Here is a 26,136-nt window from a genome sequence, read left to right as displayed (position 1 = left end):
GGGGCGGACCGGGTTACACAATGAACAAAGGGCCGCCGCACGCCCATCGCAGGCACACATGCCGCTTCAGGTGCCCGGTGCGTCAACGCAGTGGGGTTACCTGAAGCAGCTGGCGTACCAGCGATGGGCTGTGCAGCAGCCCCTTTTTGGGATGAAGCGGATTCTACCAGAACAACAGCAAGCTTTCAGTGCCCGCCGCCGGCGCAGACAGGCGATGCCGGCGCGCTGCCGACCTGTGCCCATTCATCGCCGGTATAGGTGTGAATCGCCAGCGCATGAATCTGGCCCATCAGCTCGCCCATGGTCGCATACACCTTCTGGTGCCGCTTGACGCTGTTCAAGCCTTCGAACACCTCGCTCACGATCACGGCCTTGTAGTGGGTCTGCTGACCACGGCTGTGCATGTGGCTTTCATCGAGCACCTGCAGGTGCTGAGGCGCCAGGCTCGCCAGTTGCTGTTCGATACGCTGTTGCATGTTCATGGCCGTGCTCACTTCTTGGCTGGCGCGGCTGCCTTGCCGTAGTTAGGGTCCAGCTCCTTGGTCATGTCTTCAAGCAGCTTGTTGACCACCGGCACCGCCGGTTCGAGGGTCTGCTGGGTCAGCTGAGCCGATTGCTGGGTGACCTTGGGCATCTCGCGCAGCACCTTGCGGCCAAGGGGCGACTCGTAGAACTTGACCAGGTCCTTGAGCTCTTGCTCGGTAAAGGTCTGGGTGTAGAGGTCGACCATCTTGGGCTTGAGCTTCTTCCAGCCGATGGCGTTGTCCAGCGCGGCGTTGGCCTTGGCCTGGTAGCTTTCCAGCACAGGCTGCTTGGAGGCAGGCGCCTTGGTCTGGGCAAAGCGCTGGGCGAACATCTGCTGCACTTGCATGTACACCGGCGTGCCCAGTTTGTCGGCATTGGCCAAGGTCAGGAATTTCTCGGCAGCGGCGTTGTGGCTGGGGGTGGCGGCCAGGACCTGGCCACTGGCGCAAGCCAGGGCGACAGCAGCACAGAGGACACGAAGACGGGTCATTGCATTTCCTTCAGGAGGGGGAGGCGGTACCTCAGAGCGAGCATTCTGCGCCCGCCAGGGCGAGCTGCTCAAGTGGCACGACAGGCGATTGAACCGCCAGGTCGCATGAGGGCCTAAACTGCTGATTCTGACTGACAGGGAGTGAATGCAGCATGAGCCGTATCGAAACAGACAGCCTTGGGCCGGTTGAAGTTCCTGAGCACGCCTACTGGGGCGCGCAGACTCAGCGCTCGTTGATCAACTTCGCCATCGGCCAGCAACGTATGCCGCTCGCCGTCCTGCATGCCCTGGCGCTGATCAAGAAGGCCGCTGCCCGCGTCAACGACCGCAACGGTGCACTGCCCGCCGACATTGCCCGGCTGATTGAGCAGGCCGCCGATGAGGTCCTGGACGGCAAGCACGACGATCAGTTCCCGCTGGTGGTCTGGCAGACCGGCAGTGGCACGCAGAGCAACATGAACGTCAACGAGGTGATCGCAGGTCGCGCCAACGAACTGGCCGGCCAGGTGCGCGGCGGCAAGTCGCCGGTGCACCCCAACGATCACGTCAACCGCTCCCAGAGCTCCAACGACTGCTTCCCCACCGCCATGCACATCGCAGCCGCCCAGGCCGTGCACGCGCAACTGCTGCCGGCCATCGCCGAGCTGTCCTCGGGCCTGGCTGAGCTGTCGGCACGGCACCATCGCCTGGTCAAAACCGGACGCACCCACATGATGGATGCCACGCCGATTACCTTCGGCCAGGAAGTCTCGGCGTTCGTGGCGCAACTCGATTATGCCCAGCGCGCCATCCGCGCCAGCCTGCCGGCGGTCTATGAGCTGGCCCAGGGCGGCACGGCGGTGGGCACGGGCCTCAATGCGCCCCAGGGGTTCGCCGAAGCCATTGCTGCCGAGCTGGCCGCTCTGTCCGGGCTGCCCTTCGTGACCGCACCCAACAAGTTTGCAGCGCTGGCCGGGCACGAGCCGCTGACCAGCCTGGCTGGGGGGCTGAAAACCTTGGCGGTGGCCTTGATGAAGATCGCCAACGACCTGCGCCTGCTCGGATCAGGGCCCCGTGCGGGGTTGGCCGAGGTGCGCTTGCCCGCCAACGAGCCCGGCAGTTCGATCATGCCGGGCAAGGTCAACCCGACACAGTGCGAGGCGCTGTCGATGCTGGCCTGCCAGGTGCTTGGCAACGATACCACCATCGGTTTTGCCGCCAGCCAGGGGCATCTGCAGTTGAACGTGTTCAAGCCGGTGATCATCCACAACCTGCTGCAGTCCATCGAGCTGTTGGCAGACGGTTGCCGCAACTTTCAGCAGCATTGCGTAGCGGGCATCGAGCCAGATACCGAGCAGATGGCCGCACACCTGGAGCGAGGGCTGATGCTGGTAACGGCACTCAACCCGCATATCGGGTACGACAAGGCCGCAGAGATCGCCAAGAAAGCCTATGGCGAGGGCAAGACCCTGCGTGAGGCGGCGCTTGAGCTGGACTACCTCACCAACGAGCAGTTCGATGAGTGGGTAAGGCCGGAGAACATGCTGGCGCCGGGTGGCAAGGGTTGAAGTCTGTGGGGGCGGCTTGCGTTGCCCCCTTTTATTCGGCAACGCCAAAAAGGCTCGCGCATTGGGTGTGGGAGCAACTGTCTTGCACCGCATCCGGGCCAGCGAGTCCCCGTGTGAGCGGCAGGGATAGGCTGCCGAGCGGCCGCAACCATTCCTGCTGCTCCTGCTGCCCAACCGGCGTCTGATCAGAGGCGCCACCCGCCCCCAACACCTAGGACACCTGCGCAAGCCGCGCGCGACGTGCCCGCCATCCCGCCACCAGTGAAGGCCCGAGCGCAACCAGCGCCGAGCCTGCCACCACGACCACAGCCCCTACATACCCGAGCAGGTTGATCTGCTCCGCCTGCACATACTCAGGCCACACCAGCGCAGCCAGTGCCACCGCCACGAACGTCACCAAGGGCGTCAATGCCAACGTCGCACTGACCCGGGAAGCCTCCCAATGCGCCAGGGCTTCGGCAAAGGCGCCATAGGCCACCAGCGTGTTCAGGCAGCACGCCAGCAGCAGCCAGCTCTGTACGGGGCTCAGTTGCAAGACTTCCAGCGGCTGCACCCAAGGCGTCAGCAGCGCCGCGCAGCACAGGTAGATCACCATCATCACCTGCTGCGAGTTCCACACCGTCAGCAACTGCTTCTGGCTCAAGGCGTAGAACACCCAGATACTGGTGGCCAGCACAATGGTGAGCACACCTGTGGTATAGGCGCCAAGCGAAGTCAACAGTTCTTCCAGGCGCTGGTTGAAGAACAGCCCGAAACCTGCCAGCAGGATCAACAGCCCCACCCCCTGCCCTACGCTGAATCGCTCGCGAAACACGAATACGCTGGCCACCAGCAACAGCACCGGCCCCAGCTGCACCACCAGCTGCGCCGTACCAGGGCTGAGCAGCTTCAAGCCGATCAGGTACAGCACGTAATTGCCCATCAGCCCCAGCACCGCCACCCCCACCAGGCCCCTGCCCTTGCGCGTGAGCCTGCCCAAAGACGGCAGGCGACGGTTGGCCGTCAGCCAGGCGCACAGCAGCCCACCGGACACCAGCAGGCGATACCAGGTCACCGTCAACGGGTCCATCACCTGCAACACCTGCTTGAGCTTGATCGGCAGGATGCCCCATAGCAATGCAGTCAACAGGGCAAGCAGCAGGCCGTGAACCCAACGGCCGGAGGTGGTATGCATGGTGTCCTCGATCAGATCCGTGGTGGGGGTGGCTGAATTCTACGGGGTTGCGCAGGTAACCAGCGCAGGCATGCCGGGAAAAGAATTCATCACGTCATTCTATGGGGGCATGATGCGGGCAACACACCGGAGCGCAGCCGTGTTGCACATGCCCACCTGCCTGTCAGGGGTACGCGCCCCGCCTACTTCTTGTGCTTGGCGAACGCCGCTTCCAGCGCCTCGTTGATAGTGCGCAGGACCTTGACCCGCGCCCAGCGCTTGTCGTTGGCTTCGACCAACGTCCAGGGCGCGATCTCGCTGCTGGTGCGGTCGACCATATCGCCTACGGCCTGGCTGTAGTCGTCCCACTTGTCGCGGTTGCGCCAGTCGTCCTCGGTGATCTTGTAGCGCTTGAATGGGGTTTGCTCACGCTCCTCGAAGCGTTCGAGCTGGGTCTGCTGGTCGATGGCCAGCCAGAACTTGACCACTACCACGCCCGCGTTCACCAGTTGCTCTTCGAAGTCGTTGATTTCGCCATAGGCGCGCATCCAGTCGGCAGGGCTGCAGAACCCCTCGACCCGCTCCACCAGCACCCGGCCATACCAGGAGCGGTCGAAGATGGTGAACTTGCCACGCGCGGGAATGTGCCGCCAAAAACGCCACAGGTAAGGCTGCGCGCGTTCTTCTTCGGTCGGCGCGGCAATGGGCACGATCCGGTACTGACGGGGGTCCAGGGCAGCGGCCACGCGCCGGATCGCACCGCCTTTGCCCGCCGCATCATTGCCTTCGAAGGCCGCTACCAGGGCATGACGGCGCATGTGCTTGTGACGCAGCAAACCGGCCAGGCGCGCCTGCTCGGTGACCAGTTGCTCTTGATAGTCGGCCTTGTCCAGACGCACTGTCAGGTCCAAGGCACCGAGCAGGCTGCGCTGATCAATGCTGCGCCCGAGCGGCGCGACATTGCCCACGTGCTTGCCCTTGGGATTGTTGGCCAGGGCCGCCTGCAAGCTGTCGAGCAGGATACGCCCGACGGCCAGGCTGCGGTAATTGGGATCAACCCCCTCGACGATATGCCAGGGCGCGTAATCGCGGCTGGTGCGGCGCAGCACACGTTCCCCGAAGCGCACGAAGCGGTCGTAGGTGTGCGACTGCTGCCAATCCAGCGGGCTGATCTTCCAGCTGTGCAAGGGGTCGTCCTTGAGGGATTTGAGCCGCGCCTTCATCTGCTTCTTGGAAAGATGAAACCAGAACTTGATGATCAACGCGCCTTCATCGCACAGCATCTGCTCCAGGCGTTCGGCGCCGTTGATGGCCTGGTCCAGCACCGCATCCTTCAACACTCCATGCACGCGCCCTTGCAGCATCTGGCTGTACCAGTTGCCAAAAAACACCCCCATGCGCCCCTTGGGCGGCAAGGCGCGCCAGTAACGCCAGGCCGGTGGCCGCGCCAGTTCCTCGTCGGTCTGCTGATCGAAGGTGAGCACATCGATCATGCGCGGGTCCATCCACTCGTTGAGCAGCTTGACCGTCTCGCCCTTGCCGGCCCCCTCCACGCCATTGATCAGCACGATGACCGGAAAACGCGCTTGCTGCTTGAGCTCATACTGGGCCTCGAGCAGTGCTTGACGCAGGGCTGGAACCTCGGCGTCGTAGGTTTGCTTGTCGATGCTGTGACCAATCTCGGCAGATTCGAACATGCACGGGCTCCTTCAATGGATAAACAAGACTAGCGCAAAAGCACACCTGGGGCGGGGGTTTGGGCTGCAAGAAAGCCCCAGCCATGCGACTATCGCCACTTCTTCAGTCGCTTGTCGCTGCGCACCCGCCATGACCGTATCTCCCCCTCTCCAGCACGCCCAGATCGACTGGGACGAACAGGGCCGCCCTCATTCGCGGCATTACGATGACGTGTACTTCGCCGTCAACGAAGGCATCGATGAAACCCGCCATGTGTTTCTCGGACAGACCCGCCTGGCGGAACGTTTCACTGCAATGGCGCCCCATGCCTGCGTGGTCATCGGCGAGACGGGCTTTGGCACCGGCATGAATTTCTACTGCGCCTGGCAACTGTTCGCGCAACATGCCCACGCAGACGCCCGGCTTCATTTCGTCAGCGTCGAGAAATTCCCCCTGGACCGCGATGACCTGGCCCGTGCCATCAGCCTGTGGCCAGAGCTTGCCGCTTACAGCCAGCCTTTGCTGGCGCAATACGTGGCAGTGCACCCGGGGTATCAGCAATTCACCTTCGAAGGTGGGCGCGTCACCCTCACCCTGCTGATTGGTGATGTGCTCGAGCAATTGCCAGAGCTCGACGCCCAGGTCGATGTCTGGTTCCTCGATGGCTTTGCCCCTGCCAAGAACCCCGACATGTGGACCCCGGCACTGTTCGCGCAACTGGCGCGGCTGTCCCACCCCGGTACCGTGCTGGGTACGTTCACCACCACCGGCTGGGTACGCCGCAGCCTCGTGGAGGCGGGTTTTGCCATGAAGAAGGTGCCTGGCATCGGCAAGAAGTGGGAAGTAATGAGCGGGGCGTATGTGGGCCCACCCCCTGCCCCGACAGCACCTTGGTACGCCCGACCGCCTTCAGGTGATGGGCCGCGTCAGGCCGTGGTGGTGGGTGCAGGGCTGGCCGGCAGCTGCACGGCGGCAAGCCTGGCCCGTCGAGGCTGGCAGGTCACGGTACTGGAGCGGCATGCGGCAGCGGCGCAGGAAGCGTCCGGCAACCCGCAGGGGGTGCTGTACCTCAAGCTATCGGCGCACGGCACGGCCTTGTCCCGAATGATTCTCGCCGGTTTCGGCTACACCCGCCGTCAGCTTGAGCACCTTCAGCGCGGCGAGGACTGGGACGCCTGCGGCGTCCTGCAACTGGCCTTCGACGACAAGGAGGCGGCGCGCCAGGACAAGCTGGTGCAGGCCTTCGAGCCCGGGCTGGTACACGCATTGACCAAGGACCAGGCCCAGGCCGCTGCCGGCATCACCTTACCGGCAGGTGGGCTGTTCTATCCCGAAGGCGGCTGGGTGCATCCACCAGCGCTGTGCCGCCAACAGCTTGAGCATCCGAACATCCGCCTGGTCCCGCACCAAGAGGTTCTGTCGCTGCACAAGGTCGCTGGGCGGTGGCAGGCCTGGGCCGGTGATCAGTTGCTGGCCGACGCGCCAGTGATGGTCCTGGCCAGTGCTGCCGAGGTCAAACGGCTCGAGCCTTGTGCCGGCTTGCCGCTCAAGCGCATCCGTGGGCAGATCACCCGGCTGCCCGCAACACCCCAGAGCCAAGGGCTGGGCACCGTTGTCTGCGCGCAAGGCTATGTAGCGCCTGCGCGATGCGGCGAACACACCCTGGGCGCCAGCTTCGATTTCCACAGCACTGACCTGACCCCCACGGCGGCCGAGCATGAGGGCAACCTGGCGCTGCTGGACGAGATTTCTCCTGACCTGTCCCGCCGCCTTGGCGCAACGGGGTTCAATGTGCAGGCGCTTGAAGGCCGCGCCGCTTTCCGGTGCACCAGCCCGGACTACCTGCCTATTGTTGGGCCGTTGGCCGACGACCCTGCCTTCGCCCAGGCCTATGCAGCCCTTGCCCGGGACGCACGACAAGTGCCGCAGGTGGCATGCCCTTGGCTCGAGGGCCTGTACGTCAACAGCGGCCACGGCTCACGGGGTTTGATCACCGCGCCGCTCAGCGGTGAGCTGGTGGCGGCCTGGGTCAGCGGCGAGCCGCTGCCGGTACCGCGAACGGTCGCCGAAGCCTGCCACCCCAACCGCTTTGCACTGCGCCGGCTGGTTCGGGGCAGATAGCAGGTGCCTCGTCCAGGCAGGCGCCCTGCGACAATAGGGCGCAGCTGCGACCTTTCACCCCCGAGCGCGAATAAGGCTTAATACGGGCCTTGTTCGCCTGGGGGTCGGATGACCGTACGTGCACGCTCACTTGTGTGTTTGCTTGCAGCCATTGCCGTGCTGTTCAACCTGCTGGCGATGCCGCTCGACCGCGCCTTGCAATCCCCCAGCATCGACAGCCAATCGCTGATCCTGGGCAGCTTCTGCAGCCTGCACGGTGCGCAAAGCCTGCCCAAGTCACTGCTGGCCCAGCTCAAGGCCGAACTGCCGCAGCTTGACGATCAGCCAGAAATGAAACACCAGGTCGGTGACTGCTGCTGTGGCCATGCCGGGCATGCCTTGATGGCCAGCAATTACTATCGCCACCTGTTCCCCCGCTACTGGCCCGACGCACTGCTGATTGGCGACAGCCACAAGCTGCCGTTGCCGCGTGAGCAGTGGCCCAAGCTCAACCCCCGCGCCTCTCCCCTGGCCTGACCCGTCGCCGCTTACCCAATGCTGCCCCGCACCATGCGGCGCGCAGCGCTGCTCGACTGTCTCCAGGAAACACTTCATGTCTGCGTTTCGTCATACCGCACGCGCCGTCCTGCCCGTGCTCGCTGTTTACAGCCTTAGCCCCTTGTCATCGGCCGTTGCCGAAACACGCTCTGCCGAGAACTCGATAATGACCCTCGGTGCGGTCAGCGTGACCAGTACCGAAAGCGGCCCGCTGGCCACCCGCAGCGTGCTCAGTTCGGTGGATATTCTAGGCGGTGACATCCTCGAAAAAATGCCAGTGGCCTACAGCTGGGAGCTGTTGCGCCGGGCACCGGGGGTGATGCTCACCGAGTTCAACCAAGGCACTACCTCGGGCAAGCTGTCGTTTCGCGGCTTCAATGGCGAAGGCGAAGTGAATGCGGTCAAGTTGCTGATCGATGGGATCCCCAGCAACACCAATGACGGCAACATGCCCTTCATCGACGCGGTGTTCCCCATGGACATCGACAGCATCGACGTGGTGCGCGGCACCAGCGACCCGCGCTATGGCCTGAACAACATCGCCGGAAACGTCAACATCAACACCCGCACTGGCGGCAACTACAACAAGGCGCGCCTGCGCTACGGCAGTTTCAACACCCGCGAGGTGCAACTGGCCAAAGGCATCGAGACCAGCAACTGGACGCAGAACTACTTCTTCGCCCGCCAGCAGGTCGACGGTTACCGCGATCATGCCGACACCGAACGCTACAGTTTTGGCGGCAAGTGGTTCTATACCCCTGACGATGGCAGCTATCGCCTTGGCCTGATCGCCCGCCACTACGAGTCAGAAGCTCAGGAGGCCGGCTACCTGACCGAGGATGACGCCCGCCATCATCCGCGCATGAGTAATGACTACAACGCCACGGACAAAGGCACGCGGCGAATGAATCAGGTCAGTGTGCACCTGGACGCCGACCTGGCCGAGACCCTGTCCTGGTCGGCCAAGACCTACTTCAATACCTATGACGACCGTCGCTGGACCCAGTACTGGCGCACGAGTTCACAGCAGGAGCGCGACACCTACGAGGACCAGTACGGCGCCATCACCTCGCTGACCTGGCGACCCCAGGTGGACTGGCTGCACGCCTTTGCGCTGGAAGGTGGCAGCGATGTGCAGAAGCAACAGAACCGCAGCGAGCGCTACCGCACCGTGGAGCGTGTACGCCAGGCGCAGACACGCGACCAGGACTTCGACTTCAACACGGTCGGTGCCTACGTGCAGGCGCAGATCGAGCCGTTCGAATCGTTGAAGATCGTGCCGGCCTACCGGGTGGACAAGATCAGTGGTGACTTCACCAACAAGATGACCGGGCAGGGCTACGACATCAACGACTACGGGCTGATCAAACAGCCCAAGCTCAGCATTGTCTATTCGCCATGGAAGTTCGCCAGCGTTTATGCCAACTGGGGCCGCACCTTCCAGGTCGGGACCGGCGCCGCAGCGTACAAGGTGCCGCCGCGCAACGAGGACCTGGCCCCTTCGATCAACGAAGGCTGGGAAACCGGCATCAAGTTCACCCCGGCCAGCTGGGTCGATGGCCGCGTGGCCTACTGGCGTCAGGATGCCTCTGGCGAAGTGAGCCGGCGCCTGAACGACCCCAGCGGGGAGTCAGACAATGTCGGTGAGACACGCCGTTGGGGCTACGACCTGCAGGTCAACCTGCACCCGGACGAGCGCACCGAGGTATGGATGTCGTACTCCTGGCAGTACTCCAAGATCCTCGAGCCCAGCAGCGTGTTACCAGGCAGCAAAGGCCAGGAAATCGATCACGTGCCCCACCATCTGTGGAACACCGGTGTCAGCTACCAGGCCACGCCCGCGCTGCAGCTGACTGCCTGGGCGAACGGGCAGACCCACTACTACCTGGAGCGGGAGAACACCCAAGGTACGTATGGCGGCTACGTACTGATGAACCTCGGTGCAACCTACAAGCTCAGCGAAACCATGAGCGTGGACTTGCAGTTGAAGAACCTGACCAACCGCTACTTCGAGTACGTCTGGTACGACCCGGATGGGGCAGATGCGTCACTGCACTCCCCCGGAGACGGCCGTGCGCTGTATGCAGGGCTCACCCTGGACTTCTGATGCAGGCCACGGCAAGCCCTCCAGCGTGGCTTGCCGTGGCGTCACCGCTTGAGCAACAGCATGAAGAACACCCCGCCCAGTGCTGCGGTCGCAATGCCGATCGGCAGGTCCTGCGGTGCGATCAGGGTACGGGCAGCCACATCCACCCACACCAGAAACACCCCACCCAGTAGCGCACTGACCGGCATTAGCCGCCGATTGTCCGCCCCCACCAGCAGGCGCGCTACGTGGGGCACCATCAGGCCAACGAAACCGATGGCGCCCGACAGCGAGACCAGCACCCCGGTCAACAAGGACGTGCAGATGAACACCTGAAGGCGCAGGCGCCGGCCGCAGACGCCCAGGCTGATCGCGGTCTGCTCTCCACTCATCAGTGCATTCAGGCCGCGCCCCATCACCTGTAGGGCACACAGCCCAAGCAGCACGCACAGTGCCGGCAGCCAGATGACCTCCCAACGGGCAGCCCCCAGCCCACCCAGCATCCAGAACACCACCGACGCCGCAGCGTGCTGGTCACCGGTATAGAGCAGCACGTTGACCACGGCCATGAGTACGAAGGACACCGCGACCCCCGCCAACAGCAGGCGATCGCTTTCCAGGCGCCCACTGCGACGCGCCACGCCGATCACCAGCAGCATGCTCCCTATTGCCCCCGCGAACGCAGCCAGCGGCAGGCTGAGTACACCGACAAAGTCCCCGACATAGAGCATCACCAGCACCGCGCCCAACGCCGCGCCGGCGCTGACGCCCAGCAAATGCGGATCTGCCAGGGGGTTTCGGGTGACGGACTGCAGGGCTGTGCCCACCAAGGCAAGCCCTGCCCCGACCAGTGCGCCCAACAGCACACGCGGGGCACGGATGAGCCAGACGATGTGCACCTGGCTCTTGCTGAGCGCAGGCCCCCAGTCGATGCCCAATTGCTGCGCGACGATCCCGATGACGTGGGTCAAGGGCACCGATGCCGGGCCAAATGCCAGCGACACGACCGATGACGACACCAGCAGGATGACCAGCATCACGATCAGCCAACCATAATGCACCGGGCTGCGCGCCAAGGTCACGGTGCCCCCGCTGCGAACAGCTCGGGGTGCAGGGCGCGGGCAATGTTCTCCACCGCCTCGACGTTCTCCACCGAGGGGGTGACCTGTAGGTAGGTCAGGGGTAAGAAGCGCTGCTCGCGAATGGCCCGTACCTCTTTCAACGCAGGCTGCTGCATCAGAAAATCACGTTTCTGCTGCCAGGTCCTTGGTCCATAGTCGACGATCAGGATCACATCAGGGTCGCGCTCTACCATGCTTTCCCAATTGACCTGGGTCCAACTGGCAGCCACCTCGTCCATCACGTTCACGCCACCGGCTGCGTCGATCAGTGCCTGCGGCATGCCCAGACGCCCCGATGTCATCGGACGATCTTCGCCGCTGTCGTACAAAAAGACCCGTGGTCGGTGTTGCGCCTGCCCTACCCGCGCTTGCACCGTGGCGATTCGCTGGCGCATCTGGTGGATCAGCGCTTGCGCCTGGCGCGGGTGATCGAACATGCGCCCCAGGTTGTCCAGATCGCGGTAAACGTCATCGAAACTCCCACGTTGGCCAGGCATGACCCAAGAGCAGGACTCGCTCAACTCGTAGACCGGGACCCCAAAGGGTGCCAGCGTCGCGGGGGTGACCGGCCCTCCTACGTGCATGCCATAGTTCCAGCCGGCGAAAAACAGGTCGGTATCGACTGCCAGCAGCGTTTCAATGGAAGGATACCGACTGGCCAGTTGCGGTATGCCCTCCAGCGCAGCGTCAATCCATGGGTCACGGTGTTTACTTCGGGTGAACCCTGTGTAGCCGATGATGCTGTCTCGCAGCCCCAGGTGCAGCAGCATGGCGGTCATGTTCACATCGTGCACCACCACCCGCTGGGGAGCCTTGTTGAACGTCACCAGGCGCTCACAACTGCGCACGTTCAGCGGGTACTCGCTGGCCACGGCAGGCAGCGCAAACAAGAGCGTTATCAGGGCAATCAGAAAGCGAGCGTTCATGGTCGGGTTATCCAGGTAATGCGGGGGTAAGGGTGCAGCGGATGAAGGTCGACCAGCGCCTGGACACCAAACACCTCCTGGATCAGTTCGCCGGTCAGCACCTGCTGGGGCGTGCCACTGACACGGATTCGGCCAGCGTCGATGACATACAGGCGGTCGCAGAATGCCGCCGCTAGGTTGAGGTCGTGGAAGCTGGCCAGGGTGCTCAGCCCCAGGCTGCGCAAATGCCGCAAAAGCCCAAGCTGGTAACGCGGGTCGAGGTGGTTGGTTGGCTCGTCGAGAATCAGCAGTTCAGGGGCCTGGACCAGTGCCCGGGCCAGTAGCACGCGCTGCTTCTCGCCCCCGGATAGCGAAGCGAACGTGCGCCCGTCATAACCTGCCAGCCCAACCAGCACGAGCGTGTGAGCAACCCTTTGCCGGTCCTCGGGCGAGTCGCCGTCAAACAGGGCCTTGTGCGGCGTGCGCCCCATGGCCACCACTTCGGCAACACTCAATCCAAACTCGCCAGGAAACTCCTGAAGCACCACCGCGATACGCTGCGCACACCAGCGCGGGCTGCGTTGCCAGATATCGGCACCGCTCAAGCTGACGCTGCCTGCGGTGGGTGGCGTGGCGCGGTAGGCGCAACGTAGCAGGCTGGTCTTGCCACTGCCGTTAGGGCCGATAAGCCCTACGCACTCACCGTCGTCCACATGCAGGTCCACGCCTTGCAGGATCTGGCGCACCCTGCGCCCCGCCTCGGGCACTGCCCAGTGCAGGCCCTCGATACTCAGTCGAGTCATCGGATTCACTCCAGCAAGCACCGGCCCGAAGGACGGTGCAACAGGTCAGAAGCGGTAATCCGCCGTGACGAAAAATGACCTTGGCTCGCCCAGGTACCACTGGCGCCCATTGTTGCCGGTGGTGGTCGCGTACTGGCGATCGAACAGGTTGTTGAGCTGCAAGCCCAAGGTCAGGTCCGGCTGCACGTGCCAGTCAACGTTGGCGTCGACCACGGTGTAGCTCGGCACCTGCACGGTGTTGGCATTGTCCCCATAGCGGCTGTCGACATACCGCGCACCCGCCCCGGCACTGAGCAACCGACCAAAGTCCTTGCTCAACCACAGGTTGGCCGATCGCCGGGGCACATCGACCGGCCGATTGCCGCTGTAGTTGCTGGTGCCACTGGCAAACTCGTCGTACTCCGCGCGCACCCAGGCGGCGTTGGCCGAAAGCTGCACATCGTAGGGCAGGCGCAACGCCAAGGTGGCCTCGATGCCGTCCGAGGATTGCTGGCCGACCTGTTGCTGAAGGACAGGGTTGAGCGGGTCGCTGCTCAAGAGCTTTTTCTTGACGATGTGGTAGGCCGCAAGCGTCCACTCGCCACGGCCATCGGGGAGCATCTGTTTGACACCGACTTCGGTCTGTTTGGCGGTACTCAGGTCCCAGCTTTGTTGCGCTGTACTGAGCGTCAGCAGGTTGCTCACGCCCTCGGTGCTGGTGGCGTACTGACCATAGACCGAGAGGTCCTCGGTCAGCGCGAACACCAGGCCCGCCCGCCAGTTGTCGCCACTCAGGCTGCGGTCCGAGCGGGTATCGGTGTCCAGATCGTCACGGTTCAGATGCACCTGATCACGCCGCACACCGGTGATCAGCGACAGACGCTCGGTGAGTTGCGTGCGGTTTTCGGCGAACAGCGAGAATTGCCGTGCCTGGTTGGCTTCGCGCGAGCGATAGGGGTCAGTGCTGATGTAGTCACCGCCGCCCGAGCCCGACAGTGGCACGGTGTCGGTAAAGGTATTGCCGAAATCATGTTTGCGCACGAAGCGGATCGCATTGTAGTCGGCGCCAACAACGGTCTGGCTGTCCAGGCCGAACAACGCGTGCTGCAGGGTGAACGACTGGCGATCCCCGATCTGCTCTTGGGTCTGCTTGATGCTGATGAAACTGCTGCGCTGCACCTGGTCGCCAGGCAGCCAGGTGTAGCTTTCGGCATTTCGCCACCGGCGCTGGGCCTTGATGAAGTACAGCTGATTGCTGGCGGTCAGGTTGTCGGTGATCACCCAGTCCGTGACCAGGCGAGTGGACTGATCGTTGTAATGCACCTCGGCATTGGCCACGTTGTAGTTGCGGTCACGCAGCGACTCATGGTAATGCCCATTGACCAGCGGCGTACCGAAATACTGCTGCGGGTCCTGGTCACCGTAGTCATGGCTGAGGGTGATGCTGAAATCGTCGTTCGGCTGCCAGCGCAATGAACCGCTGACAGCAACGCTGGCTGACTCACCACGGTCGACCCAGCCATTGCTGTCCAGTTTATTGAGGTTCAAGCGATAGCTCAGGGTATCGGTCAGCGAACCGCCGCTGTCCAACGCCAACTGCCGGCGATCATTGGAACCGTAGCCCAGGCGGACATGATTGCGAACCTCGCCGTCGAAGGGCTTCTTGGGCACCACGTTGATCACCGCACCGGTGGCGCCCTCCCCGTACAACACCGAAGCCGGGCCGCGCAGCACGTCGATGCGTTCCACGGACCAGGTGTCCACGGGAAACGTGACGGTGCCGGCGCCCACGTACAGGCGGGTGCCGTCATACAGCTGCATGGTCGAACTGTGTCCGGTGAAGCCACGGGCCGAAAGCGCAGTGCCACCGTTGCCAGGCGTGCCGATGAAGGTGATGCCGGGAGTGCGGGTCACTGCTGCCTGCACCGTGGCGTTGTTGCGTCCACTGATGTGCTCGGCGCTGATGCTGGTGACGCTGGCTGGCGTTTCCAAGGACGTGAGGTTCAGGCGCGAACCGCTGGTGCCAGGGGTGTGCAGGTCCATGGGAGGGTTCTGCTCGGCAGTGCCGGTGATGGCCGTGGCGGGCAATGCCAGTGCAAGGCCATCTTCGGCTGCCTGAATCGGTGCGGCCATGCACACACAGGGCACCAGGCTCGCACCCAGCAACGCCCCTTGAGGGGTATGAAAAACACTAAAGCGGGACATATCTTTCCTTTTGCAGCAGGAATGAAAGAATCCCGGAGGGAACAACGCATGGGGAACGCGCAGGCGCACGCGCCCACGGAAACCGGCCTGCGCCCGCCCACCGCGGGTTTGCCAAACAAGGCTTCAGGCCGGTCTCCGGGCTCGCGAGGGTCATGATGCCGTCACCTTCCCATGCCTGTGGCACAGTGGTCTGTCGAAAGCATCGCTCGCATACCGTTGCGGGGGCAGCGCCGGACTGATCACCCTGGGGCGACGAACCGGCTTCCCGTTTCACCCCATGCACGGCGGCAGGGGGCACCTGAAACAGGCGCGCAGATGACCACCAAAATCGTCCTGGGTCAACATCCCGTGTGGATGATTAGCCGCCGCCAAGCGTCGACGAACGGCATTGCGAAGATTAACGCCCCCCGCCTGGCGGGCTTCATCCGAGCGTGCGAAGGCGCGCTCAGGTAGGCGTAGCACTGGGTTTGAACGCGATGGATCGATGCTGGACGTCGACCCACAGAGGCGGACTTCAGCCGCGAGGAATCACCGAAATTCGCACCAAAACCAGGCGCCCACGTAAAGTTTTATTGAACGATCGGGCCTTGCACGCCCTCGAAAAACCCAGACCGCTCACCGAGGCGCGTTCAGATGACGTGTTCGCGCCCAGTGGGACAGACGACCGTTCGGCGCTGTTCATACGCCCCGAAGCGAGTCAACAACGTTACTGGCTGGCAGCTTTGCGTACGCTTGGTATCAGGCACCGCAGGCTGTACGACACGCGCCACACGTACGCGACCATGTGCCTGGTGGCCGGCATGAACCCGGCATTCATCGCCGCGCAACTCGGGCACAGCGTGCAGGTGCTGCTCTGCATGCGCCAGGTGGATCACCCCCCTCACGATTGGGCGGGGCTTGATCAGCCCTGGCGTTTGGAGGCGGTACAAATGGGGTACGAGTGAAAAGCCAGTGACGCCATGAGTGCCGAAACTCAAAGGGTTTACGTTACATGTGCGGACTAGCTGGAGAATTGCGTTTCACCCCCCTCGGTCAAGCCCCTCGCCCAGCCGACCTGGCTGCCGTTGAGCGAATCACTCATCACCTGGCGCCACGTGGCCCGGATGCGTGGGGCTTTCACAGCCAGGGGCCGATCGCCCTCGGCCACCGTCGCCTGAAAATCATGGACCTGTCCGACGGCTCCGCCCAGCCCATGCAGGACAGCACGTTAGGCCTGTCACTGGCCTTCAACGGCGCCATCTACAACTTCCCTGAACTGCGCCAGGAACTGCTGGACCTGGGCTATACCTTCTGGTCCGACGGTGACACGGAAGTGCTGCTCAAGGGGTACCACGCCTGGGGCGAGGCCTTGCTGCCCAAGCTCAATGGCATGTTTGCCCTGGCTATCTGGGAGCGCGACAGTCAGCGCCTGTTCCTGGCCCGCGACCGCCTGGGCGTAAAGCCCCTGTACCTCTCGCGCAACGGCGAGCGCCTGCGCTTTGCCTCCACCTTGCCGGCGCTGCTCAAAGGGGGCGACATCGACCCGATGCTCGACCCGGTGGCGCTGAACCATTACCTGAATTTCCATGCCGTGGTCCCGGCACCGCGCACGCTGTTGGCCAACGTGCAAAAGCTCGAACCCGGGACCTGGATGCGCATCGACCGCCACGGCGAAGTCGAGCGCAGCACCTGGTGGCAACTCCAGTACGGCCCCAACCCGGATGAGCGTGACCTGACCCTCGAGGATTGGACCACACGCGTACTGGACGCCACCCGCGATGCAGTTGCCATCCGCCAGCGCGCCGCCGTCGACGTGGGCGTGCTGCTCTCCGGCGGTGTCGATTCCAGCCTGCTGGTCGGCCTGCTGCGCGAAGTGGGTGTGGATGACCTGTCGACCTTCTCCATCGGTTTCGAGGATGCAGGCGGCGAGCGCGGAGACGAATTCCAGTACTCGGACCTGATCGCCAAGCACTACGGTACCCGCCACCATCAACTGCGCATTGCCGAGCACGAGATCATCGACCAACTGCCCGCGGCGTTCCGTGCCATGAGCGAGCCGATGGTCAGCCACGACTGCATCGCCTTCTACCTGCTGTCGCGGGAAGTGGCCAAGCACTGCAAGGGCGTGCAGAGCGGCCAGGGAGCCGACGAGCTGTTTGCCGGCTACCACTGGTACCCGCAGGTCGATGGCGCCAACGATGCATTCGCGGCGTACCGCGAAGCGTTCTTCGACCGCAGCCATGCCGAATACCGTGACACCGTGCAGCCGGCCTGGCAGCTGGAGAACGATGCCGCCGGCGACTTCGTCCGTGAACACTTCGCCCGCCCTGGCGCCGACGCCGCCGTGGACAAGGCCCTGCGCCTGGACAGCACGGTGATGCTGGTGGACGACCCGGTCAAGCGCGTGGACAACATGACCATGGCCTGGGGGCTGGAAGCCCGTACGCCGTTCCTGGACTACCGCCTGGCAGAACTGTCGGCCCGCATTCCGGCACGCTTCAAGCTGCCCGACGGCGGCAAGCAGGTGCTCAAGGAGGCGGCGCGCCGAGTGATTCCGCACGAGGTCATCGACCGCAAGAAGGGTTACTTCCCGGTGCCTGGCCTCAAGCACCTCGAAGGCGCCACCCTGGGTTGGGTCCGCGACCTGCTGACCGACCCCAGCCAGGACCGCGGCCTGTTCAATCCGGCCATGATCGACCGTCTGCTAAGCAACCCGCACGGCCAGCTCACCCCCCTGCGCGGTTCCAAACTGTGGCAGTTGGCGGCGCTGAACCTGTGGCTGACCGAACAAGGACTTTGAACCCATGAAAGCCCACGAAACGGCCTATGGCCAGCGCCTGCTGCGCGGCCAGGCGCCCTCTTACGAGCGCCTGCAGGCACGCCTTGCGGGCGATGGCAGCGAGCCTCACGATCAGCCACGTGCCCTGCACTGTGGCTGGGGACGACTACTGATCGGGCATACCTATGCCGACCCGGCCAAGCTAGCCGAAGACCTGTTGGGCGAATGCCGCGGCGAACGCGACATCGCCCTGTACGTGGCAGCGCCCCAGCAGGTGCTGGCACACGCGCCGCAGCAACTGTTCCTGGACCCCTCGGACACCCTGCGCCTGTGGTTCACCGACTATCGCCCGGCGCAACGGGTATTTCGCGGGTTTCGCGTGCGCCGTGCGCAAAACCCCAGTGACTGGCAAGCCATCAACACGCTCTACCAGGCACGCGGCATGCTGCCCGTCGACCCGGAGCTGCTCACCCCGCGCCACCTGGGTGGGCCGGTGTACTGGCTGGCCGAGGACGAAGACAGTGGCGCGATCATCGGCAGTGTCATGGGCTTGAACCACGCCAAGGCCTTCGACGACCCGGAACACGGTAGCAGCCTGTGGTGCCTGGCCGTCGATCCGCACTGCACCCGCCCCGGGGTGGGTGAAGTACTGGTGCGTCATCTGATCGAGCACTTCATGAGCCGCGGCCTTGCCTATCTGGACCTGTCGGTGTTGCATGACAACCGCCAGGCCAAGCGCCTGTACGAAAAACTGGGCTTTCGCAACCTGCCCACGTTCGCCGTCAAGCGCAAGAACGTCATCAACGAACGCCTGTTCCTGGGCCCTGGGCCACAGGCTGACCTCAACCCCTATGCGCGGATCATCGTCGATGAGGCCCTGCGCCGGGGTATCGAGGTGCAGGTGTGCGACGCGGCTGCCGGGCTCTTCACCCTGAGCCTGGGCGGTCGCCGTGTACGCTGCCGGGAGTCGCTCAGCGACCTGACCAGCGCCGTGACCATGACCTTGTGCCAGGACAAGCGCCTGACCCAACACGCCCTGCACACCGCAGGTCTGCTTGTGCCGGCACAGCAATTGGCCGGTAACGCCGATGACAACCTGGCGTTCCTCGAGGACCACGGCGCGGTCGTGGTCAAACCCGTGGATGGCGAACAGGGCCAGGGCGTAGCGGTCAACCTCACTACCCTCGAAGACGTCACGCGTGCGGTCGAACACGCCCGTCAGTTCGACAGCCGCGTGCTGTTGGAAAGCTTCCATGCCGGGCATGACTTGCGCATCGTGGTCATCGGCTATGAAGTGGTCGCGGCCGCGATTCGCCACCCGGCGCAGGTGATGGGCGATGGTACGCACAGCATCCGCGAACTGATCGACGCACAAAGCCGGCGCCGTCAAGCGGCCACCGGGGGCGAAAGCAAGATCCCCGTGGACGATGAAACCGAGCGCACGCTGGCCGCGGCCGGCTTTGGGTTCGAGGATGTGTTGCCCGCAGGTCACCAGCTGGCCGTGCGGCGCACCGCCAACCTGCACACCGGCGGCACGCTCGAGGATGTCACGGCACGCCTTCACCCTACACTCGCCGATGCGGCCATTCGTGCAGCGCGGGCACTGGAGATACCCGTGGTGGGCCTTGATTTCATGGTCAAGGATGCCAGCGAACCCGACTACGTCATCATCGAAGCCAACGAGCGCGCAGGCCTGGCCAATCACGAGCCACAACCCACGGCAGAGCGCTTCATCGACTTGTTGTTCCCCCATAGCAGGCCGCTGGCCTGATACACCCATGCTCCGCTTCGACGGGAGCCCGGCGCCAGCGCCGCTCCCGCTCGACTGTTACGACCGGATCATCCAACGATTTTTCAACCGACCGGAGGCCTGGACATGTCCGAACGACATCCCGAACCCGATCTCGAGTACCTCAAGCGTGTCTTGCTGGAGATGCTCGCCATCCCCAGCCCTACAGGCTTCACCGACACCATCGTGCGCTACGTGGCCGAGCGCCTGGACGAGCTGGGCATTCCCTACGAGCTGACTCGACGCGGCACTATTCGCGCCACCCTCAAAGGGCGTCAAAGCTCCCCGGACCGCGCCGTCTCCGCGCACTTGGACACCATTGGCGCCAGCGTGCGCCAGGTGCAGGACAACGGTCGCCTGGCCCTGGCGCCGGTGGGCTGCTGGTCCAGCCGCTTCGCCGAAGGCAGCCGCGTCAGCGTGTTCACCGATACGGGCGTATTTCGTGGCAGCGTACTGCCGCTGATGGCCAGTGGGCATGCCTTCAATACCGCCATCGACCAGATGCCCATCAGTTGGGACCATGTGGAAGTGCGCCTGGACGCTTACTGCGCCACCCGTGCCGATTGCGAGGCGTTGGGCGTGGGGATTGGCGACTTCGTGGCCTTCGATCCGCTGCCCGAGTTCACCGACAGCGGTCACATCAGCGCCCGTCATCTAGATGACAAGGCCGGGGTCGCCGCCTTGCTGGCGGCCTTGAAAGCCGTGGTGGAAAGCGGCCGTCAGCCGCTGATCGATTGCCACCCGCTGTTCACCATCACCGAAGAAACCGGCTCGGGTGCCGCCGGCGCCCTGCCCTGGGATGTCAGCGAGTTCGTCGGGATCGATATCGCCCCGGTCGCCCCCGGCCAAGCCTCCAGTGAGCACGCCGTCAGCGTGGCCATGCAGGATTCGTCCGGGCCGTACGACTACCACTTGTCCCGGCACTTGCTCAAACTTGCAGGCGAACAGGAATTGCCGGTACGCCGCGACCTGTTCCGCTACTACTTCAGCGATGCCCACTCTGCGGTGACCGCAGGCCACGACATCCGCACGGCGCTGGTCGCCTTCGGCTGCGATGCCACCCATGGCTATGAGCGCACGCACATCGACAGCCTGGCCGCGTTGAGCCAGCTGTTGTCGGCTTACCTGTTGAGCCCGCCCGTGTTCGCCAGCGACTCGCAGCCGGCCAATGCGTCCCTGGAGCGCTTCAGTCACCAGCTCGAGCACGATGCGCAGATGGAGAGCGACACTCGCGTGCCGGCGGTGGACAGCCTGGTCGGTCAGAAGACCTGACGGAATGCGCGGGACCGCCTGGCGGGCGGTCCCTGCGCCATCGAAAACGCGTAGGATGCCTACAACTCATTCAGACACGTTACCCATGCTGATACCCTACGAACACCTGCAAGCCGACACCCTCACCCGCCTGATCGAGGACTTCGTCACCCGCGACGGCACCGACAATGGCGATGACACACCGCTGGAAACCCGTGTGCTGAGGGTTCGCCAAGCGCTATCCAAGGGGCAGGCGTTCATCCTGTTCGATCCGGAAAGCCAGCAGTGCCAGCTGCTGGCCAAGCACGACGTGCCCCGCGAACTGCTGGAATGATGCCCGTGCGCGTCGACGCCAGTCGGCCTCATGAAGCCTTGTTCGCCCTGCGCGCCCTGGCACATTGCGTTTCCTTGATGCGCCTGTAGACCTCGGCGCGGTGCACCGGCACTTCCCTGGGTGCATCGACACCGAAGCGCACCACCCCGTCCCGGGTCTCTACCACCATGATTCGGATGTCATCGCCGATCACGATGACCTCGCCCCCTTCGCGTCCTATTACCAACATGTTCCGGTCCTCCAGCGAAAGGGAAAACCGGAGCGTGCAGTGTAGCCATTTGGCTACTCAATACTTCCACCCTCATTCAGAAAGACCCGACGCGCCTAGGTAACCTTTCTTACGGATCCACCCTACGCCTTAACGGGCTCGGGCCTTCGCACGCATCTTCACTGCCATGTCGGCCATTTCATCGTACAGCCGCTCAGGTGCCTGGCATTTCAACGCCCAGGCCTGACGGCCCGCTTCGTGGGGCAGGATCAGGAACTGCCCGTCAGCCACCTGGCGGTAGATGCAGTCGGCGATATCGCTGGCACTGATGGGCGAGCCTTCCAGCAGCTTGCCGACCTGCGCTTTCATGGCCGGGTCCGGCCCACGGAAGGAGTCCAGCAGATTGGTCTGGAAAAATGACGGGCAGACCACGTGCACACCCACCCCCAGTTGGCGCAGCTCCACCAGCAGGCTTTCCGAGAGCGCCAGCACCCCCGCCTTGGCGACGTTGTAGTTGCTCATGCCGGGGCCCTGCATGAGCGCTGCCATGGAGGCGATGTTGACGATGCGCCCTTTGCTACGCTCAAGCAGCGGCAGAAAAGCCTTGCAGCCTTTGACCACGCCCATGAGGTTTACCGAAATCTGCCAGTCCCAGTCTTCGAGCGACAACTCGGCGAAGAACCCGCCTGATGCCACGCCGGCGTTATTGACGATGAGATCGATGCCGCCGAAGTGCTCCTCGCAGGCCTGGGCCAGCGCGGTGAGCTGGCTGTAGTCACGTACATCGCACCGTTGTACGAACCCGTCGCTGCCTGCGGCACGCACCATTTCCAGTGTCTGACGCAGCCCAGCCTCACTGATGTCGGCCAACGCCAGGCGCCAGCCTTCGCGCGCCCAACGCAGGGCAATTTCGCGGCCCAGCCCGGAGCCTGCGCCCGTGATCATGATGCGCTTGTGCATGGCGACTGCCTTTTTCAGAGGTTGTGGCCCCAGTCTAATCAAGCCTATGCCCAGAGCGGGTGCTTATCAGGCAAGTGAATGAGCGGCCATGAATCGCCCGCTGCGCACAAAGACGGGGCGATGACCAACACGCCGATGGAATCTTTCACAAGCGGCGCCGGTCATTAGTTACAAGAGGCCGGCAACCTGGGCCCTTGACCCTCAACCACGCAAGGACTCCTCCATGACCACGATTCTCATCATCATCCTGATCCTCCTGTTGATTGGCGGCTTGCCAGTGTTCCCGCACTCGCGCAGCTGGGGTTATGGCCCGTCCGGCATCGTCGGTGTGGTGCTGGTGATTTTGTTGGTGTTGCTGTTACTCGGCATGATTTAGTGCAGCAAAAAAAACCGCGCCGAGGCGCGGTTTTTTCATGCCTGCGAATCAGTGCGATACCGCCCCTGAAGCGCCCAGGCCAGTCTGCGAGCGTACGAACTGCGGGAAGAATAGCGCCCGCTCGTTTTCAGCAGCCGTGGACTTGTCGGTGATCGAGAAGAACCAGATACCCACGAAGGCAATCAGCATCGAGAACAAGGCCGGGTACTCGTAAGGGTAGATCGCTTTCTCGTGACCAAGGATCTGCACCCAGATGGTCGGGCCGAGCACCATCAGCGTCACCGCGCTGATCAGGCCAAGCCAGCCGCCAATCATGGCGCCACGGGTGGTCAACTTCTTCCAGTACATCGAGAGCAGCAGTACGGGGAAGTTGCAGCTGGCCGCAATGGAGAAGGCCAGGCCCACCATGAAGGCGATGTTCTGTTTCTCGAACAGGATGCCCAGGCCAATGGCCAGGACGCCCAGTGCAACGGTGGTGATCTTCGAGACGCGGATTTCGTCCTTGTCGTTGGCCTTGCCCTTGCGCCACACGCTGGCGTACAGGTCATGGGACACCGCCGAGGCACCCGCCAGGGTCAAGCCTGCCACAACCGCCAGGATGGTGGCGAAGGCCACGGCCGAGATGAAGCCCAGGAACACACTTCCGCCTACCGCATTGGCCAGGTGCACGGCGGCCATGTTGTTACCGCCCAGCAAGGCGCCGGCGGCGTCCTTGAAGTCCGGGTTGGTGCTGACCAACAGGATGGCGCCGAAGCCGATGATGAAGGTCAGGATGTAGAAGTAACCGATGAAACCTGTGGCATAGAGCACGCTCTTGCGGGCTTCCTTGGCATCGCTGACGGTGAAGAAGCGCATCAGGATGTGTGGCAGGCCAGCCGTACCGAACATCAAGGCCAGGCCCAGCGAGAAGGCCGAGATGGGGTCCTTGACCAGACCGCCGGGGCTCATGATGGCCTCGCCCTTGGCATGCACCTTGATGGCTTCGGAGAACAGGGTGTTGAAGTCAAAGCCCACGTGCTTCATCACCATCAGCGCCATGAAGCTTGCACCCGACAGTAACAGCACCGCCTTGATGATCTGTACCCAGGTGGTGGCCAGCATGCCGCCGAACAGCACGTACAGGCACATCAGGATACCGACCAGGATCACGGCCACGTGGTAGTCCAGGCCGAACAGCAGTTCGATCAACTTGCCTGCACCGACCATCTGCGCAATCAGGTAGAAGGCCACCACCACCAGCGAGCCTGAGGCCGACAGGGTGCGGATCTGCTTTTGCCCCAGGCGATAGGAGGCCACATCGGCGAAGGTGTACTTGCCCAGGTTGCGCAGGCGTTCGGCGATCAGGAAGAGGATGATCGGCCAGCCTACCAGGAAACCGATGGAGTAGATCAGGCCATCGTAGCCGGAGGTGAACACCAGTGCGGAAATACCCAGGAACGAGGCTGCCGACATGTAGTCCCCGGCGATGGCCAAGCCGTTCTGGAACCCGGTGATGCGACCACCGGCAGCGTAGTAGTCCGAGGCGGATTTGTTGCGCTTGGAGGCCCAGTAGGTGATGCCCAGGGTGAAAGCCACGAACGCCACGAACATGGCGATGGCAGAAACGTTCAGCGGTTGTTTCTGCACCTCGCCGGTCAGGGCATCGGCAGCCCACACGGCGGGTGCGAAGACGCCGCAGGCCAGAACGGCCAGTGTCTTGGCATGACGAATCATTGTTGCGCCTCCTTCAGGATGGCCTTGTTCAGCTCATCGAATTCGCCGTTGGCTCGGCGCACGTAGATGGCGGTCAGGACAAATGCCGAGATGATCAGCCCGACGCCCAGGGGAATGCCCCAGGTGATCGATGACTCAGGGCTGATCTTGGCGCCCAGTATCTGGGGACCGTAGGCGATCAGAAGGATGAAAGCGCAGTACAGGCCGAGCATGATCGCCGAGAGTATCCAGGCGAACCGTTCGCGCTTGCTGACCAGCTCCTTGAAACGGGGGCTGTTTTGTATCGAGAGGTAAATGCTGTCGTTCATTGTTTTTGTCCTAGCAGCACAGAGAGGGAATGTAACCCACGTCCTTACTTTATGCGGCTGTTGGACGGCAACCAGACGACCTTAGTCTTAGATGCAACGGTGTTTTACCGATTGCGCAACAAAGCGGATGACGGAGGTGGGGTTCGAGGGGAGTTTCTGCCTGATCGTGTGCAGAGAGAGGTGGCCCTCCCTCAGAGCTCAGCACATCGCGTACCGAGCAATCGGTGAATCGGACTTCAGACTACATATACCCGGGGGTTGTACGCGTGCGACGGGTGTGGGCATCGGTGGATTTCCAGTAATCTGCTACAGGGTTTAATACTGCGCCCAGTGTTTCAATCAATCATTTTCAATATTTAATGAGTGCAACCTGGCAACCTTGGTAACTTCCAAAGATCTTGCCAAGCCACTCACTCCGCCCTACTCTGCTGTTGCTGTTGCTGTTGCTGTTGCTGTTGCTGTTGCTGTTGCTGTTGCTGTTGCTGTTGATCTTGATCTTGATCTTCGCGACTTCAGAAGGCCGAACGCAGGTCTTGCGGAGGGAGGTGACAGGCATGGATGCCTGTCAAGCGCTGGGCCCCAGGATGGGGCCTGCAGCGCGGTCCTCCCGGGAGCAAGGCCGGAGTGAGGGAACCCCGAAGCGCAGCGTAGGGGCCGTATGAATGGAGCGCAGCCTTTTTTGGTTACTTTTTGTGGCGTTTGACAAAAAGTAACTCGCCGTAAGGGCGAAAAGGTGATTAAGCGTCGCCATCGCAAATGGACTATGCTCAATATCAACACCCACACCAACCCAACCAAACTTCAAACTTCAAACTTCAAACTTCAAACTTCAAACTTCAAAGCGTGGGCGCATACAGCAAGTTGGTATTCATTGGCGCGGGTGGCGCACAGTCACCTTTCCGCCCTTACGGCGGCTCACTTTTTGTCTTGTCAAAAAGTAAGCAAAAACCGCCTGCTCCTATCATCCGGCCCCTACGCTACGCTCCGGGGTCCCCTCGCTCCGGGCTTGCTCCCGGGAGGACCGCGCTGCAGGCCCCATCCTGGGGCCCAGCGCTTGACGGGCATCCATGCCCGTCACCTCCCTCCGCAAGCCCTGCGCTCGGCCTCCTGAAGTCGCGATCTGTGTTGCCTGGACTACCGCGCGCTTAGAAGCAAAAGCAAAAACCAAAGCAACGGCAACGGCAACGGCAACGGCAACGGCAACGGCAACGGCAACGGCAACGGCAACGGCAATGATACGGCAAGGTTCGTGGGTGCGCAGATAGCGAGCTCGACCACTGAGCACTGGAC

Annotated in this window: 22 protein-coding genes and 1 riboswitch; of the genes, 10 read left to right on the top strand and 12 right to left on the bottom strand. The window is 63.1% G+C overall.

Going from position 1 to position 26,136, the window contains the following annotated elements; genetic code table 11:
- Positions 1-185: 185 nt before the first annotated feature.
- Together FH041_RS01355 and FH041_RS01350 are read right to left on the bottom strand one after the other, a co-directional pair.
- Positions 186-482: a BolA family transcriptional regulator gene (locus FH041_RS01355; protein WP_027915862.1), complete on the bottom strand. Its 297-nt coding sequence runs from the start codon at positions 480-482 to the stop codon at positions 186-188.
- Between the two features lie 8 nt (positions 483-490).
- Positions 491-1,015, bottom strand: a complete 525-nt coding sequence (locus tag FH041_RS01350) for a DUF2059 domain-containing protein (protein ID WP_027915861.1) — start codon at positions 1,013-1,015, stop codon at positions 491-493.
- A 152-nt stretch (positions 1,016-1,167) separates the two neighbouring features.
- Between FH041_RS01350 and FH041_RS01345 the strand changes: the two genes are divergently transcribed.
- Complete coding sequence (locus FH041_RS01345) at positions 1,168-2,562, top strand: class II fumarate hydratase (RefSeq protein WP_027915860.1); 1,395 nt, start codon at positions 1,168-1,170, stop codon at positions 2,560-2,562.
- Positions 2,563-2,773: 211 nt separating this feature from the next.
- Here FH041_RS01345 and FH041_RS01340 read toward each other — a convergent pair whose 3' ends face one another.
- Together FH041_RS01340 and pap are read right to left on the bottom strand one after the other, a co-directional pair.
- Complete coding sequence (locus FH041_RS01340; protein WP_027915858.1) at positions 2,774-3,736, bottom strand: DMT family transporter; 963 nt, start codon at positions 3,734-3,736, stop codon at positions 2,774-2,776.
- Between the two features lie 182 nt (positions 3,737-3,918).
- Positions 3,919-5,412 (bottom strand): polyphosphate:AMP phosphotransferase, encoded by a 1,494-nt coding sequence (gene pap / locus FH041_RS01335; protein ID WP_027915857.1) that lies wholly within the window; start codon positions 5,410-5,412, stop codon positions 3,919-3,921.
- A 130-nt stretch (positions 5,413-5,542) separates the two neighbouring features.
- Between pap and mnmC the strand changes: the two genes are divergently transcribed.
- The 3 genes from mnmC to FH041_RS01320 all read left to right on the top strand — a co-directional run bounded on the left by mnmC (position 5,543) and on the right by FH041_RS01320 (position 10,157).
- Entirely contained in the window at positions 5,543-7,513 is a 1,971-nt protein-coding gene (mnmC, locus tag FH041_RS01330; protein WP_028688050.1) for a bifunctional tRNA (5-methylaminomethyl-2-thiouridine)(34)-methyltransferase MnmD/FAD-dependent 5-carboxymethylaminomethyl-2-thiouridine(34) oxidoreductase MnmC, read from the top strand.
- A 108-nt stretch (positions 7,514-7,621) separates the two neighbouring features.
- On the top strand, positions 7,622-8,029 hold the full coding sequence (locus FH041_RS01325) for a DUF2946 family protein (protein WP_023533821.1): 408 nt from the start codon (positions 7,622-7,624) through the stop codon (positions 8,027-8,029).
- A gap of 76 nt (positions 8,030-8,105) precedes the next feature.
- The gene (locus FH041_RS01320; protein ID WP_028688051.1) at positions 8,106-10,157 is read left to right on the top strand and encodes a TonB-dependent receptor; all 2,052 of its coding nucleotides are present in this window, start codon (positions 8,106-8,108) and stop codon (positions 10,155-10,157) included.
- A gap of 41 nt (positions 10,158-10,198) precedes the next feature.
- Here FH041_RS01320 and FH041_RS01315 read toward each other — a convergent pair whose 3' ends face one another.
- From FH041_RS01315 to FH041_RS01300, 4 genes are read right to left on the bottom strand one after another with little or no spacing between them, the layout of a single operon-like run.
- Positions 10,199-11,218: an iron ABC transporter permease gene (locus FH041_RS01315; RefSeq protein WP_027915854.1), complete on the bottom strand. Its 1,020-nt coding sequence runs from the start codon at positions 11,216-11,218 to the stop codon at positions 10,199-10,201.
- On the bottom strand, positions 11,215-12,183 hold the full coding sequence (locus FH041_RS01310) for an ABC transporter substrate-binding protein (protein WP_081783992.1): 969 nt from the start codon (positions 12,181-12,183) through the stop codon (positions 11,215-11,217). Before FH041_RS01310 ends, FH041_RS01315 begins: the two co-directional genes overlap by 4 nt.
- Entirely contained in the window at positions 12,180-12,965 is a 786-nt protein-coding gene (locus FH041_RS01305; RefSeq protein WP_027915852.1) for an ABC transporter ATP-binding protein, read from the bottom strand. The genes FH041_RS01310 and FH041_RS01305 overlap by 4 nt, the downstream gene beginning before the upstream one ends.
- Before the next feature lie 45 nt (positions 12,966-13,010).
- Entirely contained in the window at positions 13,011-15,149 is a 2,139-nt protein-coding gene (locus FH041_RS01300) for a TonB-dependent receptor (RefSeq protein ID WP_373682129.1), read from the bottom strand.
- Positions 15,150-15,257: 108 nt separating this feature from the next.
- A riboswitch (cobalamin riboswitch) is annotated at positions 15,258-15,466 on the bottom strand.
- Between the two features lie 270 nt (positions 15,467-15,736).
- On the opposite strand from FH041_RS01300, the gene FH041_RS01295 reads away from it, so the two are divergent.
- The 5 genes from FH041_RS01295 (at position 15,737) to FH041_RS01275 (ending at position 21,281) form a co-directional block, all read left to right on the top strand.
- Positions 15,737-16,093, top strand: a complete 357-nt coding sequence (locus FH041_RS01295) for an integrase (RefSeq protein ID WP_230395987.1) — start codon at positions 15,737-15,739, stop codon at positions 16,091-16,093.
- A 47-nt stretch (positions 16,094-16,140) separates the two neighbouring features.
- A complete protein-coding gene (locus FH041_RS01290; RefSeq protein WP_027915850.1) occupies positions 16,141-17,928 on the top strand; it encodes an N-acetylglutaminylglutamine amidotransferase in 1,788 nt (595 codons plus the stop codon).
- A 4-nt stretch (positions 17,929-17,932) separates the two neighbouring features.
- The gene (ngg, locus tag FH041_RS01285) at positions 17,933-19,678 is read left to right on the top strand and encodes an N-acetylglutaminylglutamine synthetase (RefSeq protein WP_088523386.1); all 1,746 of its coding nucleotides are present in this window, start codon (positions 17,933-17,935) and stop codon (positions 19,676-19,678) included.
- A gap of 105 nt (positions 19,679-19,783) precedes the next feature.
- Positions 19,784-20,968, top strand: coding sequence for an osmoprotectant NAGGN system M42 family peptidase (locus FH041_RS01280; RefSeq protein ID WP_023533809.1), 1,185 nt, complete (start codon positions 19,784-19,786; stop codon positions 20,966-20,968).
- Between the two features lie 85 nt (positions 20,969-21,053).
- A complete protein-coding gene (locus FH041_RS01275; protein WP_027915848.1) occupies positions 21,054-21,281 on the top strand; it encodes a YheU family protein in 228 nt (75 codons plus the stop codon).
- A gap of 28 nt (positions 21,282-21,309) precedes the next feature.
- Here FH041_RS01275 and csrA read toward each other — a convergent pair whose 3' ends face one another.
- Together csrA and FH041_RS01265 are read right to left on the bottom strand one after the other, a co-directional pair.
- Positions 21,310-21,510, bottom strand: a complete 201-nt coding sequence (gene csrA / locus FH041_RS01270; protein WP_140174121.1) for a carbon storage regulator CsrA — start codon at positions 21,508-21,510, stop codon at positions 21,310-21,312.
- 129 nt (positions 21,511-21,639) lie between these two features.
- Entirely contained in the window at positions 21,640-22,449 is an 810-nt protein-coding gene (locus FH041_RS01265; RefSeq protein WP_028688056.1) for an SDR family oxidoreductase, read from the bottom strand.
- Between the two features lie 223 nt (positions 22,450-22,672).
- Between FH041_RS01265 and FH041_RS01260 the strand changes: the two genes are divergently transcribed.
- A complete protein-coding gene (locus FH041_RS01260; RefSeq protein WP_012271016.1) occupies positions 22,673-22,825 on the top strand; it encodes a DUF3309 family protein in 153 nt (50 codons plus the stop codon).
- Between the two features lie 48 nt (positions 22,826-22,873).
- Here the strand turns inward: FH041_RS01260 and FH041_RS01255 are convergent, their stop codons facing one another.
- Positions 22,874-24,538 carry a cation acetate symporter gene (locus FH041_RS01255; protein ID WP_027915845.1) on the bottom strand — a complete coding sequence of 555 codons (1,665 nt, stop codon included), beginning with the start codon at positions 24,536-24,538 and terminating at the stop codon, positions 22,874-22,876.
- Positions 24,535-24,846, bottom strand: coding sequence for a DUF485 domain-containing protein (locus tag FH041_RS01250; RefSeq protein ID WP_023533810.1), 312 nt, complete (start codon positions 24,844-24,846; stop codon positions 24,535-24,537). The genes FH041_RS01255 and FH041_RS01250 overlap by 4 nt, the downstream gene beginning before the upstream one ends.
- Between the last annotated feature and the right edge of the window lie 1,290 nt (positions 24,847-26,136).

It is taken from the genome of Pseudomonas sp. SWI7, assembly GCF_006351945.1.
GTDB classification, from domain to species: domain Bacteria; phylum Pseudomonadota; class Gammaproteobacteria; order Pseudomonadales; family Pseudomonadaceae; genus Aquipseudomonas; species Aquipseudomonas fulva.
The sequence above is the reverse complement of the archived record's forward strand: the minus strand, read 5'-3'. Positions and strand labels throughout refer to the sequence as shown.

Coding starts and splice junctions, on each gene's coding strand:
- FH041_RS01355 (WP_027915862.1), bottom strand. CDS start 482: ATGAACATGCAACAGCGTATCGAACAGCAACTGGCGAGCCTGGCGCCT.
- FH041_RS01350 (WP_027915861.1), bottom strand. CDS start 1,015: ATGACCCGTCTTCGTGTCCTCTGTGCTGCTGTCGCCCTGGCTTGCGCC.
- FH041_RS01345 (WP_027915860.1), top strand. CDS start 1,168: ATGAGCCGTATCGAAACAGACAGCCTTGGGCCGGTTGAAGTTCCTGAG.
- FH041_RS01340 (WP_027915858.1), bottom strand. CDS start 3,736: ATGCATACCACCTCCGGCCGTTGGGTTCACGGCCTGCTGCTTGCCCTG.
- pap (WP_027915857.1), bottom strand. CDS start 5,412: ATGTTCGAATCTGCCGAGATTGGTCACAGCATCGACAAGCAAACCTAC.
- mnmC (WP_028688050.1), top strand. CDS start 5,543: ATGACCGTATCTCCCCCTCTCCAGCACGCCCAGATCGACTGGGACGAA.
- FH041_RS01325 (WP_023533821.1), top strand. CDS start 7,622: ATGACCGTACGTGCACGCTCACTTGTGTGTTTGCTTGCAGCCATTGCC.
- FH041_RS01320 (WP_028688051.1), top strand. CDS start 8,106: ATGTCTGCGTTTCGTCATACCGCACGCGCCGTCCTGCCCGTGCTCGCT.
- FH041_RS01310 (WP_081783992.1), bottom strand. CDS start 12,183: ATGAACGCTCGCTTTCTGATTGCCCTGATAACGCTCTTGTTTGCGCTG.
- FH041_RS01305 (WP_027915852.1), bottom strand. CDS start 12,965: ATGACTCGACTGAGTATCGAGGGCCTGCACTGGGCAGTGCCCGAGGCG.
- FH041_RS01300 (WP_373682129.1), bottom strand. CDS start 15,149: ATGTCCCGCTTTAGTGTTTTTCATACCCCTCAAGGGGCGTTGCTGGGT.
- FH041_RS01290 (WP_027915850.1), top strand. CDS start 16,141: ATGTGCGGACTAGCTGGAGAATTGCGTTTCACCCCCCTCGGTCAAGCC.
- ngg (WP_088523386.1), top strand. CDS start 17,933: ATGAAAGCCCACGAAACGGCCTATGGCCAGCGCCTGCTGCGCGGCCAG.
- FH041_RS01280 (WP_023533809.1), top strand. CDS start 19,784: ATGTCCGAACGACATCCCGAACCCGATCTCGAGTACCTCAAGCGTGTC.
- FH041_RS01275 (WP_027915848.1), top strand. CDS start 21,054: ATGCTGATACCCTACGAACACCTGCAAGCCGACACCCTCACCCGCCTG.
- csrA (WP_140174121.1), bottom strand. CDS start 21,510: ATGTTGGTAATAGGACGCGAAGGGGGCGAGGTCATCGTGATCGGCGAT.
- FH041_RS01265 (WP_028688056.1), bottom strand. CDS start 22,449: ATGCACAAGCGCATCATGATCACGGGCGCAGGCTCCGGGCTGGGCCGC.
- FH041_RS01260 (WP_012271016.1), top strand. CDS start 22,673: ATGACCACGATTCTCATCATCATCCTGATCCTCCTGTTGATTGGCGGC.
- FH041_RS01255 (WP_027915845.1), bottom strand. CDS start 24,538: ATGATTCGTCATGCCAAGACACTGGCCGTTCTGGCCTGCGGCGTCTTC.
- FH041_RS01250 (WP_023533810.1), bottom strand. CDS start 24,846: ATGAACGACAGCATTTACCTCTCGATACAAAACAGCCCCCGTTTCAAG.